This is a genomic window from Sinorhizobium sp. CB7 (genome assembly GCF_041357635.1).
Classification (GTDB): Bacteria; Pseudomonadota; Alphaproteobacteria; order Rhizobiales; family Rhizobiaceae; genus Rhizobium.
The window spans coordinates 575,218-590,270 of sequence record NZ_JAULLL010000002.1; the positions used below are offsets into that span (position 1 = coordinate 575,218).

Below are 15,053 nucleotides of genomic sequence, written 5' to 3' on the forward strand. Positions count from 1 at the left end.
GCTCTTTCGTGAGCGGCAGTACCATCCGTCAAATCGAACGTTTTTTTGCGCTTCTCTATAGAATAACAAAGTATTTCCAGCCCAACTGGTCCATTCTTCCGCAGTTCTTCAACACCGCATCTACACAGGTTAGCCCTATGCCGAGAATAGCTTATGTGAACGGTCGTTATCTGCCGCATTCGAGTGCCATGGTTCATGTCGAGGATCGCGGTTATCAATTTGCCGATGGCGTTTACGAAGTCTGCGAGGTCCGCCACGGCTATATCGTCGACCTGACACGTCACCTCGATCGCCTCAACCGTTCGCTCGGAGAGCTCAGGATCGACTGGCCGATGAGCAGGCAGGCTCTGACGCAGGTGATCCGGCAGGTGCTGCGCCGAAACAAGGTCCGCAACGGCCTTTTCTATCTGCAGATCACCCGTGGGGTAGCACGGCGTGATCATGTCTTCCCCGCTGACGGCACGCGTCCCTCGGTCGTCGTTACCGCGAAAAGCACCGATCCGTCCGTCATCGCCAAGAAAAATGCCAATGGTATCAAGGCCATCACCGTCCGGGACAACCGCTGGGACCGCGTCGATATCAAGAGCGTGGGACTGCTTCCGAATGCGCTCGCACGCCAGCAGGCCAAGGAGGCCGGGGCTCAGGAGGCGATCTTCGTCGATCAGGACAATACCGTAAAAGAAGGTGCCGCGACCAATGTGTGGATCGTCGACAAGGATGGAACGCTGGTGACGCGACCGGCCGACCACGGCATCCTCAGGGGTATTACACGCACCACCCTGATAGATGTTGCAGCCAAACTCGGCATGCCCGTGGCGGAACGTTTTTTCTCTGTCGAAGAGATGATGGCGGCGCGGGAAGTTTTCATTACCGCGGCTACAAGCATTTGTTTTCCCGTGATTTCCATCGACAGCCGCACGATCGCGAATGGCCATCCGGGAAGCGTTTCGCAGAAAATTCGCGAAGCCTTTTTCGACGTTGCGGAAAAGACCATGATTTGATACCTAGATTTTCTGGAGGGGAGAGATGAGGGTTCTCCTCCCGAATCTTATGTAAATATTCTACCGGCTCGGGAGGGTCGGCAATAAAGAAAGAAGCGGCGCGATGGCGGAACGTTCTCAGAATCTGCAGGACTTATTTCTCAATACTGTTCGCAAACAAAAGATTTCACTGACAATCTTCCTGATTAACGGTGTAAAGCTGACCGGTGTTGTTACATCCTTCGACAATTTTTGTGTCTTGCTTCGCCGCGATGGGCATTCTCAGCTCGTGTACAAACACGCGATTTCGACGATAATGCCGGGTCAACCGATGCAGATGTTCGAGAGCGAAGAAGCCGCCTCCTAAACAGGACGAGCCACTATCACGACACGCGATACCAGAAACGATTCCATCATTCCGGAAACTCAGAAGCACCGGGATGATATGCACGCCGTTGTGGCCGTTCCGGTCCTGAAAACGGTGCGTGGGCGCGGTAACCAGGGCGAAACAGGCGTGATCGCCGTTGCGCGTTCCCCTGAAAGCAGGCTCGACGAGGCGAGGGGACTTGCGCTTGCGATCGACCTCGATGTGGTCGCCGGCATCATCGTTCCCGTCAATGAACCACGGCCCGCAACGCTTCTCGGCACCGGAAAGATTGACGAGATTCGCGCTCTCCTGGACGAGTCCAACGCCGGTCTCGTGATCGTCGATCACCCGCTGACACCTGTGCAGCAGCGCAATCTCGAAAAGGAATGGAACGCCAAGGTCATCGATCGGACCGGCCTTATCCTGGAAATTTTCGGTCGCCGTGCCTCCACTAAGGAGGGCACGCTGCAGGTCGAACTCGCTCACCTCAACTATCAGAAAGGGCGACTGGTCAGGAGCTGGACCCACCTTGAACGTCAGCGCGGCGGCGCCGGTTTCATGGGCGGCCCCGGTGAAACACAGATCGAAGCCGACCGGCGGCTTCTGCAGGAGCGCATCCTGCGGCTGGAGCGCGAACTGGAGCAGGTGGTGCGTACCCGTCAGCTGCACCGCGCCAAGCGCAAGAAGGTACCGCATCCGATCGTGGCGCTCGTCGGTTACACCAACGCCGGCAAGTCGACACTCTTCAACCGCATTACCGGCGCGGGCGTCCTGGCCGAGGATATGCTCTTTGCTACACTCGATCCGACGCTCCGGCGCATGAAGCTGCCGCATGGGCGCACGGTTATCCTGTCCGATACCGTCGGTTTCATTTCGGACCTGCCGACCCATCTCGTCGCCGCCTTCAGGGCGACGCTTGAAGAGGTGCTCGAAGCCGATCTCATCCTGCACGTGCGCGACATGTCCGATCCGGACAACCAGGCCCAGAGCGCCGATGTCCTGCGCATCCTGGACGATCTCGGTATCGACGAGGCGGAAGGGGAGAAGCGCATCATCGAGGTCTGGAACAAGATCGACCGGCTGGAGCCCGAGGCCCATGATGCGATGGTGCAGAAGGTTGCCGGCAACGATAGCATCGTGGCAGTTTCGGCAATCAGCGGCGAAGGCGTGGACCGGCTGATGGCGGAGATCAGCCGCAGGCTTTCGGGCGTGATGACGGAGACGACGATCGTCCTGCCCATCGACAAGCTCGCTTTGTTGCCCTGGATTTATGATCACGCCATCGTCGACGTTCGCGAGGACAATGAAGACGGGTCGGTGACGCTCGATGTCCGCCTTACGGAAGCGGAGGCCGCGGAACTGGAACGGCGCATGGGCTACGGCCCGAAGCCGCAGCGCGAGGACTGGAAATAGAGCGGCTTTCGTAGCTGATTAGTCGGCGCATAAGCCTTTCCGAAAATCGATCCGATTTTCGGGGTTATGCGCAGTTAGCCGAGCTGCCGCTCGATCGCCTTGGCGGCCTGCCAGATTTCCTCCATGCGCTCGAGCGCCGTTTCTTCCAGCCTAGCACCCTCTGCTTCCAGAGTGTTTTCGATATGCCGGAAGCGACGGCGGAATTTGGTGTTCGTGCCGCGCAGTGCCTGTTCCGGATCGGCCTTGATATGGCGACCGATATTGACGACTGCGAAAATCAAGTCGCCCAGTTCGTCACTGACTTTGGCCCGATCGCCGTCCTTCAGCGCCATGCGCAATTCACCGATTTCCTCCTCGATCTTGTCGAGGATCGGCTCCGGCGCCGACCAGTCGAAGCCGACCTTGGCCGCACGCTCCTGCAATTTCAGGGCTTCCGTAAGAGCGGGGAAGCTGCGCTGTACCGACCCCAGGAAGCCAGCCTTGAAATCCTCTGCAATGCCGCGTTTGAGACGTCGCTCGGTCCGTTCGCGCTTCTCCTCGGCCTTGATCACGTCCCATTGCACCTTGACGGCGTCCGGTGTCGACGCGTCCGCGACGGCGAAGACATGGGGGTGGCGCCGGATCATCTTATGGGTGATCGCCTCGACGACGTCGCCGAAGGAGAATTCACCGGCTTCTTCCGCCATGCGGGCATGAAAGACGACCTGCAGCAGCAGATCGCCCAGCTCCTCGCAAAGATCGTCCATATCCCCCCGTTCGATCGCGTCGGAAACCTCGTAGGCTTCCTCGATCGTATAGGGCTTGATCGTCTCGAAGGTCTGGACGATATCCCAGGGGCAGCCGGTTTCGGGATTGCGCAGCGCGGCCATGATCTCGATCAGGCGTGAAATGTCTTTCGATGCTTCCATGGGTCTTCGGAGTTCTGCTCAGCTCAGAGGAATATCATTGGCGTCTTTGGACGCCTGGTAGGTCTTCGACAGTTCTGCATAGGCGGATCTGATGAGCGACGCCTGCTGCTTGAGGCGGCTCTTCAGAGGTTCGGCCTCGGCTTCGATCAGATCGACGAGTGCAAAGCTCTTCCAGAAGGCGTTCTGCCGGCGATAACCGCCAGGCTCCAGCCCAAAAACTTCCTTCAGGATCTTCAGGTCATGGGGAATGACGAAGCTGTCGCGCGAATCCTCGTGGCTGAAGAAATAGTAGAAATTGTCAAATCCGGCCCATGTAATCGCCGACATGCACATGCTGCAGGGCTCGTGGGTCGAAAGAAAGATCAGATCCTTCGTCGCCGGTTTGTCAGAGAGCTCGTAAAAGCGCTTCAGCGTATGGACCTCACCATGCCATAGCGGATTTTCCAGCTCGTTGTTGGTCTCCGCGATCACGACCGAAAGATCCGATTTGCGCAGGATGGCGGCGCCGAAAATCTTGTTTCCCATCGCGACACCCATGTCGGTCAAAGGGAGGATATTCTCCTCAATCACGTCGAGGAGGCGGGCGGCGATCGACCGTGAAGACATTGGGCTTGCTCCTGAATTCGTTGCCACCTTATCCGCAATGCCAGCCGTGCGGAAAGCGGAAATGACAGATCCGCCGGCTTCACCACAGAGAATATGAGCCTGCGCACCGGAGAAATCCTGAAATACCATCGATTTCCTGTATTTAATACCGGTGGACGCCGCCGGTGAGTTTTGCTCAAATGCGTTGAATGTCGAGTAAAAGAATACGCCGTGGCAATTCCTTATGAATTTCTGTTTCTTCAATCCGTGGGCAATTGCAGCCATATTCGGCCAATCTCGAAAGTGGAATGATAATGTCTCCCAAGACTGAACAGCTTGCCGCATTTCCCGCCTTCTTCCGCGTGGAAGGAAGGATCGCGGCTGTTTTCGGCAATGGCGATGAGGCTTTCGCGAAGACGCGACTGCTCATGAACACGCAGGCGCGGATCGTTGCCCATGCCGATCGGCCGGAAGCCGATTATCATGCCTTTCTGATCGCCAATTCCATCGACATCGTCCGACGCCCGTTTTCGCCGGATCAGGTGCAGGGTGCCGCTCTCGTCTTTGCAGCCACCGGCGATGCCGAAGCCGACCGCGCAATCGTGGCGGCCGCTCGCGCGGAGAAAATACCGGCCAATGCTGTCGACCAGCCGGACTATTGTGATTTCTTCACGCCGGCTTTAGTGAACCGCGCGCCCGTCGCTATTGCCATCGGCACCGAGGGTGCCGGGCCGGTCCTGGCGCAGATGATCCGGACACAGATCGACCAGATGCTGGCGCCTTCGCTCGGCAAGCTGGCTCAACTTGCCACAGGCTACCGCAAGTCGGTCGAACATCTCATACCGCGCGGCGTTGCGCGCCGCGTGTTCTGGCGGCGGTTCTTTTCCGGAGCTGTCGCGGACGCGGTCAACCGGGGAAACCTGCCGCAGGCGCATCGCGCCGCCGATAGCCTGCTGCAGTCAGGCGACAGGGTTCATGGCCATGTCTGGCTCGTCGGTGCAGGTCCCGGCGCAGAGGATCTTCTGACCTTGCGTGCCCAGCGCGTGATGATGGAGGCCGATGTCATCGTCTACGATGCGCTCGTACCCCAGGCGATCATCGATATGGCTCGCCGCGATGCCGAGCGGCTTTCCGTCGGCAAGCGCAAGGGCTGCCATACGAAGTCGCAGGAGGAGATCAACGACCTTCTCGTTCATCTCGGCCGTGAAGGCAAGCGCGTCGTCCGCCTGAAGTCGGGCGATCCGCTGGTCTTTGGCCGGGCAGGGGAAGAAATGGCAGCGTTGCGTGCAGCCGGCATCTCCTACGAAGTCGTGCCAGGCATCACCTCCGCCTTTGCGGCGGCCGCCGATTTCGAGCTGCCGCTGACACTGCGGGGGGTTGCCTCCTCGCTGATCTTTACCACCGGCCATGACCTGACAGGCGACGTGCTTCCCGATTGGGCGAGCCTTGCGCTGTCTGGTGCCACGATCGCCGTCTATATGGGCCGAACGGTCGCCGCATCCGTCGCCGGGCGCTTGATGCAGGCCGGTCTGCCAGCCGAGACGACGGTCGCGATCATCGAGAATGCCAGCCGCAATGACCGCCGACTGCTGCATGGCATTTTGCGTGATCTTCCCGATCTTGAGCATCGCGATGAACTGACCGGACCGGTGATGGTCATTATCGGCGATGCGGTCGCAGGCGCTAATTTCGAATTGTCCGAGCCGCTTGTCCGCCGCGAGGCGATCGCCTCGGAATTTTCCAGGAGATGAATATGGTAGACAAGGTTCTGACGGCCAATCGGCTAACCGATGGCATCGCCGTCTGGCTGAACGCGAACGGTGAATGGACGACCACCCTCCAGGAAGCGCTGGTCGCCCGTCATGCGGAAGCTGTGGCCGCGCTCGAGGAAATCGGCAAGAAGGCCTATAGCGACAACAAGGTTGTCGACGTGAATGTCGTCGATGTCCAGGAAACCAATGGCACGCTCTGGCCTTTGCGCCTTCGTGAGCGCATCCGCGCACAGGGCCCGACCATGGAATATGCGCCCGGCTATGCGCCGGCGGATCCAGAATTCATTGCAGTCTGAGGAAGACTATGTACCGGTACGACGAATTTGACCACGCCTTTGTCGCCGAACGCGTTGCGCAGTTCCGCGATCAGGTCCAGCGGCGCCTTTCGGGCGAACTCTCGGAAGATGCCTTCAAGCCGCTGCGGCTGATGAATGGCGTCTATCTGCAGCTCCACGCCTATATGCTGCGCATCGCGATCCCATATGGCACGCTGAGCTCGCGTCAGATGCGGATGCTCGCCCATATCGCGCGCACCTACGACCGCGGCTATGGGCATTTCACCACACGCCAGAACCTGCAATTCAACTGGCCGAAGCTCTCCGACATTCCAGACGTGCTGGCGGAACTCGCTTCGGTCGAGATGCACGCGATCCAGACCTCCGGCAATTGCATTCGCAACGTGACGGCTGATCATTTTGCAGGCGCTGCGGCCGATGAAATCGCCGATCCGCGTCCCTATGCGGAAATCCTGCGTCAGTGGTCCTCGGTCCATCCGGAATTCTCTTTCCTGCCACGCAAGTTCAAGATCGCCGTCACCGGCGCCGCGCGCGACCGTGCGGCAATCCAGGTGCATGATATCGGTCTGCATCTCAAGAAAAATGAAAAGGGCGAGATTGGCTTCGCCGTCTACGTCGGCGGCGGGCAGGGGCGTACGCCAATGATCGCCAAGTTGATCCGCGACTTCCTGCCGGAAGAGGATCTGCTTTCCTATACAACCGCAATCGTGCGCGTTTACAATCTTCATGGCCGCCGCGACAACAAGTACAAGGCGCGCATCAAGATCCTCGTGCATGAAACCGGCGCGGAGGAACTGGCGCGGCAGGTTGAAGCCGAATTCGCCCAGTTGAAGGACACCGAGCTAAAGCTGCCCGATGCCGACGTGCGGGCGATCGCTGCCTATTTTGCTCCGCCGGCTCTCCCGGAGCGAGCGGAAGGTTGGGAAAATCTTGCACGCTGGAAGAAGGCCGATCCGGACTTTGCCCGCTGGGTGCAGCAGAACGTGCAGCCGCACAAGAACCCCGATTACGGCATGGTGACGATTTCGCTGAAGCCCATCGGCGGTATCCCGGGCGACGCCTCCGATGCGCAGATGGATGCGATCGCCGACATCGCCGAGGAATATGCCTTCGACGAAATCCGCGTCAGCCATGAGCAGAACCTGATCCTGCCGCATGTTGCGCTGGCCGATCTTGAGTCCGTCTATCGCGGGCTCGTTGCGATCGGTCTGGCGACGGCCAATGCCGGGCTGATCACGGATATCATTGCCTGTCCGGGGCTGGACTATTGCGCGCTTGCCAATGCACGCTCGATTCCGGTTGCGCAGGAACTCTCGAGGCGTTTCGGCTCGCCCGAGCGGCAGTCAGAGATCGGCGAACTGAAGATCAAGATTTCCGGCTGCATCAATGCCTGCGGCCATCACCATGTCGGGCACATCGGCCTGCTTGGGGTTGAGAAGAAGGGAGCGGAACTCTATCAGATCACGCTCGGCGGATCCGGTGACGAACATAGCTCGATCGGTGAGATCATCGGCCGTGGGTTCGAACCGGATAGGGTGACCGATGCGGTCGAGACGATCGTCGATACATATCTCGGCCTGCGCCTGGATCCGTCCGAGACTTTCCTTGCTGCCTATCGCCGCGTCGGACCGCAACCTTTCAAGGATGCGCTCTACGGCTCGGCTGCGGAAGCTGCGTAAGGAGGGGATGATGACGAAGATCTGGAGAGAGACCGGTTTTGTCGAAAATGACCCCTGGGTGATCGAGACCGATGATGTGAAGGCGACGGAAGAGCAAAAATCTCTGCTTGGTCTCGAGGAGCTGATCGCCAAGGCGGAAGAAAGCAACGACATCGGCCTTGGCGTCGTGATCAAGCCAGCGGACGACGTGACCAGGCTGGAGCCTTACCTCTATCGCCTAGAGATCGTCGCCCTGGCTTTCCCGGCTTTCAACGATGGTCGTGCTTTCAGCCACGCCTCACTGCTGCGGCAGCGCCTCGGCTATACCAATGAGCTGCGCGCGGTCGGTGACGTGCTGATCGATCAGATCCCGCTGATGCTACGCGTCGGCATCGACAGTTTCGCCGTGACCAACGCGACCGCGCTGAAACGGCTTGCCGAAAGCCGCCTGACGGGCATACCGCATCACTACCAGCCGACGGCGCGCAAGGCGGAAGGTGGGGAGGGCTTTAGCTGGCGTCGTCAAGCCAAGCCTGCGGCCTGATCAAGAACCCGTCGCGGCAATTTGAGCGACATCAAGGCGGCGTGCCTCGCTTGCGGCATGATCCGGACCGATGATGACAGGTTGAATGTTGAGTGTCGCATGCATATTTCTTGATGGCGTGCATGCATGAAATGGAATGCCTTTAAAGGCGGGAAGTTTTATAATAACTGCCCGTTATCGAGACAGATCTGAGACGAATGGGATTCGATACCGAATGAACGCCCCTACGAAGACAGAAGACTTTGCCACCCCCATCCCCGCCGGCGTCTTTGCCGAGACGGTGTTGAGTGTGACGCATTATACCGACCGGCTCTTCCGATTCACGATGACCCGGCCGCAGGGCTTCCGCTTCCGCTCGGGTGAGTTTGCCATGATCGGCCTCATGATTGAGGGCAAACCGATCTTCCGTGCCTATTCCATCGCAAGCCCCGCCTGGGCCGAGGAGCTCGAATTCTTCTCCATCAAGGTGCCGGACGGCCCGCTGACGTCCCACCTGCAGCTCATCAAGCCGGGTGACCAGGTGCTGATGCGCAAGAAGCCGACGGGGACGCTGGTTCTCGATGCATTGACACCCGGCAAACGGCTTTACATGTTCTCGACCGGTACCGGCGTTGCGCCCTTCGCGAGCCTGATCCGGGATCCGGAGACCTATGAGAAATATGAGGAGGTCATCCTTACGCACACGACCCGTGAGGTGGCCGAGCTGAAATACGGCTTCGATCTGATCAACGAGATCCGGAACGACGAGATCCTGAGCGAAATCGTCGGGAACAAGCTTCGTCATTACGCGACAGTGACGCGCGAGGATTATCCGCTCAAGGGCCGCATCACCGACATTATCGCCAATGGCAAGCTCTTTGCCGATCTCGGCGTACCGCCTCTCGACCCGGCCATCGACCGCGGCATGATCTGCGGCTCCTCCGCGATGCTGAAGGATACGAAGGAACTGCTCGAAAAGGCCGGTATGGAGGAGGGCGCCAACAGCAAGCCGGCCGAGTTCGTAATCGAACGCGCCTTCGTCGGCTGATCGGCGTAGGATCTATGTTTTAGGCGGCTCCGGAGACGGGGCCGCTTTTTATTTGCCGCCCAGATAGTCGATCAAGGTCGCCATGGCGGTTTGCGCTTCTTGAGCCTTTCCCTGATGGATGGCCTTTATGACGCCAACATGCAGCGAGATCGAGCGCTGCATGCGATCAGGCGTCGCTGTCGAGTACCAGAGCCGCCGTGAATGGGTCTGCACCGGGCCGAGAGCGGCCGTAATGAACGCATTGGGACACGCGTCCTCGAGGATCTCATCGAAGGTCTTGTCAGCTGCAAAAAAACCGGCGAGGTCACCCGTGACGGCGCAGTCCGTCATCAGCCGCTCGCATTCCAGAAGCTGCAGGCGCTGATCGTCCGTGGCATGATCGGCGACCAGCGCTGCGGCGATCGGTTCCAACTCCCGGCGCACCTGCATCACATGAGCATGGTCGTCCGCCTTGATCTCGGCGATCTGCAGGCCGACGCGCGGCTTGACGAGGATGAGCCCTTGCCAGGCAAGCTTCTGGATCGCCTCACGCACCGGCGTCCGTCCATGCCCCGCCAATTCGATGAGCTGTCTTTCCGTGACGAGTGCCCCTGGACGAAGCGCCAGCGTTACGATCAGATGCTCTAGGGCGAGGTAAGCGCGGTGGCTTTGTGAGTCCTGCATGCAGCCGAATCCGTCAGGTCGTGATATATCACATACTGACATGCCGCATGCGGGATGACAAGTTTAGCTGATATATCACTATCTTGAGGGCGGCCCCATAAGCGACCAGGAACGATGCCCCCGCCCTTTATTCGTGGCGCAACGCTTCTATCGGGTTGAGCTGAGCGGCGCGGCGCGCCGGAAAAAAGCCGAAGATCATGCCGATGGCGGCTGAGAAGACGAAGGCGACACAGATGATGAAAGGACTCACGACGAACGGGACCTTCAGAAAGCTCACGGCACTGAACGCAAGTCCCAGGCCGAGCACGATTCCGGCAATGCCACCGAAGAGTGACAAGGCGACTGCCTCCACGAGAAACTGCATCAGGACCTGACTTTCCAGCGCGCCGATGGCGAGCCTGATGCCGATTTCACGGGTTCGTTCTGTCACCGATACCAGCATGATGTTCATGATGCCGATGCCGCCGACAAGAAGGCTGACCGCCGCCACGGAACCGAGAAGACCGGTGAGCAGCGTCGTCGTACCTGTCATGGCATCGGCGATCTGGGTCATGTCGTTGACGTTGAAGTCATCCTGGCGGCCGATAATGATCTTGCGTCGCTCCCTGAGCAAATTTTCCACCTCGGACTGCACCTTGGTTGTGGAGACTCCGTCACGCGCCGAGATCACGATCAGCGAGACGTTTGCATTGCCGCCGATGCGGCGCTGGAAAACCTTGACCGGCATGATGACCACATCGTCCTGGTCGTTGCCCATACCGGACTGGCCGCGTTTCGCGAGCACGCCGATGACGCCGCAGGAAACCTTTCCGACGCGAATCTGCTGTCCCCTAGGATCGGCGGCGCCGAACAGCTCGGAACGCACCGTTTCACCTATGATGCATTTGGCCTGACCACGTTCTTCAGATGGAAGAAAGTCTCGGCCAAGCACCAGATTCCAGTCCTGCGCCACGAGATATTCGTTCGTCGTGCCATATACGGTGGTTGAATGGTTCTGTCCGCCGTAAATCACGGTCGCGGTTGTCTGATTGAGAGGTGCGACTGCGCGAAGACCGGAAATCTGTTCGCGGATGGCATCGACATCCTTGATCGTGAATCGTCTCGCTTCCGAGCTGGCACGCCCAGGGCCGAATTGGCCGGGGCGCGCAAAGAGCATGTTTGTGCCGAGGCGCGAAAGCTCGGCGGACACCTGTGCCGTCGTGCCATTGCCGATGGTTACGAGCGCGATCACAGCGGCAACGCCGATGACCACACCGAGCACCGTCAGGAAGGAGCGTAGCATGTTGCGGTTGATGGCCCGCAACGCCAGTTTAAGGGTCTCAAGAAACATGGGCCACCTCCGGCCTATGCGCTCCGTCGACTTCGAGCTTGCCATCGACAAACCGCAGCAGGCGTTTTGCATAGGCGGCGATGTCGTTCTCATGAGTCACCATGACGATGGTGATCCCCTGTTCGCGGTTGAGCCGGGTTATCAGATCCATGATCTCGATGCTGGTTTTCGTATCGAGATTGCCGGTCGGCTCGTCCGCGAGCAAAAGTGCCGGATGGGTGACGATCGCTCTGGCAATAGCCACGCGCTGCTGCTGGCCGCCGGACAGCTCTTGCGTCTTATGGTGTTCGCGACCAGAAAGACCGACAAGCGCGAGCGCTTCCCGCGCACGGCGATGGCGTTCGCCGGCCGCCATGCCTCGATAGATCAGCGGCAGCTCAACATTCTCGACGGCGGAGGTTCGCGCCAGAAGATTGAAGCCCTGAAAGACGAAACCGATCATATGACGCCGCAGAAGCGTCAGATGGCTCCGGTCGAACCCGCTCGTCGGTATGCCCTGAAAAAAATACTCACCGGATGTCGGCACGTCGAGGCAGCCGAGGATGTTCATGGCGGTCGACTTTCCAGAGCCGGACGGCCCCATGATCGCGACGAATTCATGCTCTGCAATCGACAGATTCACCCGGTTAAGCGCGTGGATCGCCGCTTCTCCTGCACCATAGATCTTGGATACCTGGCGGAATTCGATCAGAGGCGGCTTGGCCATGACATCCTCCGAACTATCGCGTCCGCGCGGTCGCATCGGTGATGATGGCATCGCCTTCGGCCAATTCACCGCTTACGATCTGCGTAAATTGTCCGTCCGAAGAGCCGACCTGAACCGTGACAGGAGCCGAGTGGCCATTCCTCAGCACCCAGACGCGCCGGTCGGAACCAGTCAAAGCCTTTTCAGGCGCATTGCGTCGTCCCATGCGCGGCGGGCGGAAAAGACTGAAAATACCGGAGCTGCGGTTTGTCGCTGTCGCCGGCGGCGCATAGCGCAGTGCCGCATTCGGTACCATCAACGCATCTTTGATCGACTTGACCGTGACGTCCGCGGTCGCCGTCATGCCCGGGCGAAGCAGAAGTTCCTTGTTGTCGACCGAGAGGACCGCCTTGTAGGTGACGACATTGTTGGTGGTTTCGGACGCAAAGCGGATCTGTTCGATCTCGGCCGGAAAGGTGCGGTCGGGGAAGGCGTCTACGGTGAAGGTCGCCTTCTGACCGACGGCGATCTGTCCGACATCGGCTTCATCGACGTCGACCTGCAGCTCCATCTTCTTCAGATCGCCGGCGATGGTGAAAAGAACCGGAGCGGATAGCGAGGCTGCGACGGTCGCGCCGGGATCGACGGCACGGGTAAGGATGACGCCGTCGATCGGTGAAATGATGCGCGCCTTGGCAAGGTTGACTTCCGCAAGCTGCAGATCCGCCTCCGCAGCCAGCACATCCGCCTCGTTGATCTGTTTGGTGGCGGCAGCGGAATCATACTTGTAGGTCGCATCCTCAAGGCTCTGCTGCGTCGAAACATTGCTCTTCACGAGGTTGCGCAGGCGCTCCAGCGATGTCTGTGCCGATTCGAGATCGGCAGTCGCCTTCAGGACATTTGCCTTGGCGGAATTCAGTTTGGCGCGGGAACTCTTGACGTCGGCTTCCAGCTTGTTGGTATCGAGAACCGCCAGAACATCGCCTCTCTTGACCGTGCTGTTATAGTCGACATTAACGTCGCGCATTGTACCGGAAAGCTCGCTCGATATGTCAACCTTCTCCGTCGGCTGAACGGAGCCCGTCGCTGTGACAAGGACCGTCATATCGCCGCGCTTCGCCGGCTGCGTCGTATAGGTGTATTCGTTCGCCCCGCGCCCGAGATAAAAATAGGCAGCGGCCCCGCCGACCAACAGGACCAGGACAAGGGACGTCAGCCAACGGCGCCAGCGGCCGGTTTTCCTGCGCGCTTTGGATGCAGCCAGAATGGAGCCGAGCTCCGTGCTGCGGTCTGTAACAACCTGAGTGTCGTTCGGGTTTAAGGGCGCGTTCATCGATATCCTCGGGCATTTCTGCGATCATCGGCCTAAGGCCGGTCGCGAACCATTGGCTTTCAAATAAGCCCCGTAAACTGAACCGGCGATGACCGTCGCAGTCTCGATGACATACTACGCCCGATATGGGGAATGAAATATTGGTAATGTAAGGTTTTGTAACAGCCGCTCAGGCAAGGATGAGCTGAACCGGCGGTTGCTATCCCGTGGGCGCGTCCTCGTCATATTGAGCGCGGCCGGGCAGGGGAGCGAGCCAGGGCTCTCGCCGCTTGACCCAGATTTCATAGGTCGGCGAAAGATCGGTCGGCGCGTCATCAAGTGAGCCGACGCGGATTTCGGTTTCCTCCTCGCCCAGACAGAAAAGTCGCGACCCGCAACGCGGGCAGAAGCTTCTGCCCTGGAAGGTGGCGATATCCCCCGAAAAGGCGAAAGCCTGCCGCGGCCAGACTGCGAAGGTGACGAAAGCCGATCCGCTTGTTTTCCGACAATCGGCGCAGTGACAAAGACCGATGCGAAGAGGCTTGCCGTCGACGCGATAGCGCACCTCTCCGCAAAGGCAGCCGCCCGTCCGCTCAGTTTGTTCTTTTCCACCGGGCGGCATTGGTCGAATCAGCCGTTCAGATTTTCTGGAAGACGAGGCGGCCGTCGTTTGGCAGCCATCAGCAGATCAAGCTCGGTCGCTGAAGGTCCGAACTTTTCATAAAGCCGCTTGGCCTCCGCATGGTCCAGGCGATACTTCTTGGCAAATTCGGACATACTGTAAGGTCTTCCACGCATGACCTTGCGCGCCGGACCATGTGTCGAAACTCCTGTCATCCTAGCCTCCTGTCCGTCATTGTGGGAGGTAGGGCAGTGGGAGCGTTTGGAAAGAGTCAGGCAGCTTCAGGCCACGGCACACGAAATCGCTGCGCGTACGCCGTAAAGATGGAACCTAATTGCAGAAGGCCCGTTCCCTTCACGAGATTGCGGATCGTGTCAAACGGACGCGACGGGGACGGAGAACATAGGGATTTTTCCGTTTTCTCCCTATGGCCAACGAATCGGCAGGCGAGCTTCTAACCCGTCCGATCCGCATTCTCACTTCCCCACCTATGAAGCGCCCATATGGCGTTTTCTTTTTATTCTCCAGACTTCTCCCGCTCCGGAAAACCCGGGACCGCGGCGCGTTCCGGCCTGCTGCAGTCAGGCATATCACGGTTGCAAAGATTTTGATGCGATCGAATCCGGGGAACGTGGCGCTTGCACCAAGAAAAGTGATGAATGAGCGGAATTCGACGATTTTTCGGTTGACCGCATTGGGGTGCCTGCATATGTTCCGCGCACTTCCAGCCGGGGTGCAAATCACCCGCGGCGGTGGGAGCGCGTAGCTCAGCCGGTAGAGCAACTGACTTTTAATCAGTAGGTCATGGGTTCGAATCCCATCGCGCTCACCATCAGGTGATTGGCATTCCCAGGGCGGGAGGGCTAGAAATCACCAAATCTTTAGCCGGAG

16 protein-coding genes and 1 tRNA gene are annotated in these 15,053 nt (G+C 59.1%); 9 read left to right on the plus strand and 8 right to left on the minus strand.

Going from position 1 to position 15,053, the window contains the following annotated elements:
- Positions 1 to 137 precede the first annotated feature (137 nt).
- The 3 genes from AAE029_RS06900 to hflX all read left to right on the plus strand — a co-directional run bounded on the left by AAE029_RS06900 (position 138) and on the right by hflX (position 2,760).
- Positions 138 to 1,001, plus strand: coding sequence for a D-amino-acid transaminase (locus tag AAE029_RS06900; protein ID WP_371072048.1), 864 nt, complete (start codon positions 138 to 140; stop codon positions 999 to 1,001).
- A 103-nt stretch (positions 1,002 to 1,104) separates the two neighbouring features.
- Complete coding sequence (gene hfq / locus AAE029_RS06905) at positions 1,105 to 1,347, plus strand: RNA chaperone Hfq (protein ID WP_003539403.1); 243 nt, start codon at positions 1,105 to 1,107, stop codon at positions 1,345 to 1,347.
- Between the two features lie 78 nt (positions 1,348 to 1,425).
- Positions 1,426 to 2,760, plus strand: coding sequence for a GTPase HflX (gene hflX / locus AAE029_RS06910; RefSeq protein ID WP_371072049.1), 1,335 nt, complete (start codon positions 1,426 to 1,428; stop codon positions 2,758 to 2,760).
- A gap of 74 nt (positions 2,761 to 2,834) precedes the next feature.
- Here the strand turns inward: hflX and mazG are convergent, their stop codons facing one another.
- Together mazG and AAE029_RS06920 are read right to left on the minus strand one after the other, a co-directional pair.
- The gene (gene mazG, locus AAE029_RS06915; protein WP_371072050.1) at positions 2,835 to 3,668 is read right to left on the minus strand and encodes a nucleoside triphosphate pyrophosphohydrolase; all 834 of its coding nucleotides are present in this window, start codon (positions 3,666 to 3,668) and stop codon (positions 2,835 to 2,837) included.
- Between the two features lie 18 nt (positions 3,669 to 3,686).
- The gene (locus tag AAE029_RS06920) at positions 3,687 to 4,274 is read right to left on the minus strand and encodes a nucleoside deaminase (RefSeq protein ID WP_371072051.1); all 588 of its coding nucleotides are present in this window, start codon (positions 4,272 to 4,274) and stop codon (positions 3,687 to 3,689) included.
- A 293-nt stretch (positions 4,275 to 4,567) separates the two neighbouring features.
- Between AAE029_RS06920 and cysG the strand changes: the two genes are divergently transcribed.
- The 5 genes from cysG (at position 4,568) to AAE029_RS06945 (ending at position 9,550) form a co-directional block, all read left to right on the plus strand.
- Positions 4,568 to 6,004, plus strand: a complete 1,437-nt coding sequence (gene cysG / locus AAE029_RS06925; protein ID WP_371072052.1) for a siroheme synthase CysG — start codon at positions 4,568 to 4,570, stop codon at positions 6,002 to 6,004.
- Between the two features lie 2 nt (positions 6,005 to 6,006).
- Positions 6,007 to 6,321, plus strand: a complete 315-nt coding sequence (locus tag AAE029_RS06930; RefSeq protein ID WP_371072053.1) for a DUF2849 domain-containing protein — start codon at positions 6,007 to 6,009, stop codon at positions 6,319 to 6,321.
- Positions 6,322 to 6,329: 8 nt separating this feature from the next.
- Positions 6,330 to 8,000, plus strand: a complete 1,671-nt coding sequence (locus AAE029_RS06935) for a nitrite/sulfite reductase (protein ID WP_371072054.1) — start codon at positions 6,330 to 6,332, stop codon at positions 7,998 to 8,000.
- A gap of 10 nt (positions 8,001 to 8,010) precedes the next feature.
- On the plus strand, positions 8,011 to 8,523 hold the full coding sequence (locus tag AAE029_RS06940) for a DUF934 domain-containing protein (protein ID WP_371072127.1): 513 nt from the start codon (positions 8,011 to 8,013) through the stop codon (positions 8,521 to 8,523).
- A 214-nt stretch (positions 8,524 to 8,737) separates the two neighbouring features.
- Positions 8,738 to 9,550, plus strand: a complete 813-nt coding sequence (locus tag AAE029_RS06945; RefSeq protein ID WP_371072055.1) for a ferredoxin--NADP reductase — start codon at positions 8,738 to 8,740, stop codon at positions 9,548 to 9,550.
- Between the two features lie 48 nt (positions 9,551 to 9,598).
- On the opposite strand, the gene AAE029_RS06950 is transcribed toward AAE029_RS06945, so the two are convergent.
- From AAE029_RS06950 to AAE029_RS06975, 6 genes are all read right to left on the minus strand, one after another.
- Positions 9,599 to 10,213 carry a GntR family transcriptional regulator gene (locus AAE029_RS06950; RefSeq protein WP_371072056.1) on the minus strand — a complete coding sequence of 205 codons (615 nt, stop codon included), beginning with the start codon at positions 10,211 to 10,213 and terminating at the stop codon, positions 9,599 to 9,601.
- Positions 10,214 to 10,340: 127 nt separating this feature from the next.
- Complete coding sequence (locus AAE029_RS06955) at positions 10,341 to 11,543, minus strand: ABC transporter permease (protein ID WP_371072057.1); 1,203 nt, start codon at positions 11,541 to 11,543, stop codon at positions 10,341 to 10,343.
- Positions 11,533 to 12,249: an ABC transporter ATP-binding protein gene (locus tag AAE029_RS06960; protein WP_371072058.1), complete on the minus strand. Its 717-nt coding sequence runs from the start codon at positions 12,247 to 12,249 to the stop codon at positions 11,533 to 11,535. The genes AAE029_RS06955 and AAE029_RS06960 overlap by 11 nt, the downstream gene beginning before the upstream one ends.
- 13 nt (positions 12,250 to 12,262) lie before the next feature.
- On the minus strand, positions 12,263 to 13,561 hold the full coding sequence (locus AAE029_RS06965; protein WP_371072059.1) for an efflux RND transporter periplasmic adaptor subunit: 1,299 nt from the start codon (positions 13,559 to 13,561) through the stop codon (positions 12,263 to 12,265).
- 199 nt (positions 13,562 to 13,760) lie between these two features.
- Positions 13,761 to 14,162, minus strand: coding sequence for a GFA family protein (locus AAE029_RS06970; RefSeq protein WP_371072060.1), 402 nt, complete (start codon positions 14,160 to 14,162; stop codon positions 13,761 to 13,763).
- Between the two features lie 8 nt (positions 14,163 to 14,170).
- Entirely contained in the window at positions 14,171 to 14,377 is a 207-nt protein-coding gene (locus AAE029_RS06975; protein ID WP_371072061.1) for a hypothetical protein, read from the minus strand.
- Between the two features lie 541 nt (positions 14,378 to 14,918).
- Here AAE029_RS06975 and AAE029_RS06980 point away from each other — a divergent pair.
- Positions 14,919 to 14,994 (plus strand) — tRNA-Lys (locus tag AAE029_RS06980).
- The last annotated feature ends 59 nt before the right edge of the window (positions 14,995 to 15,053 follow it).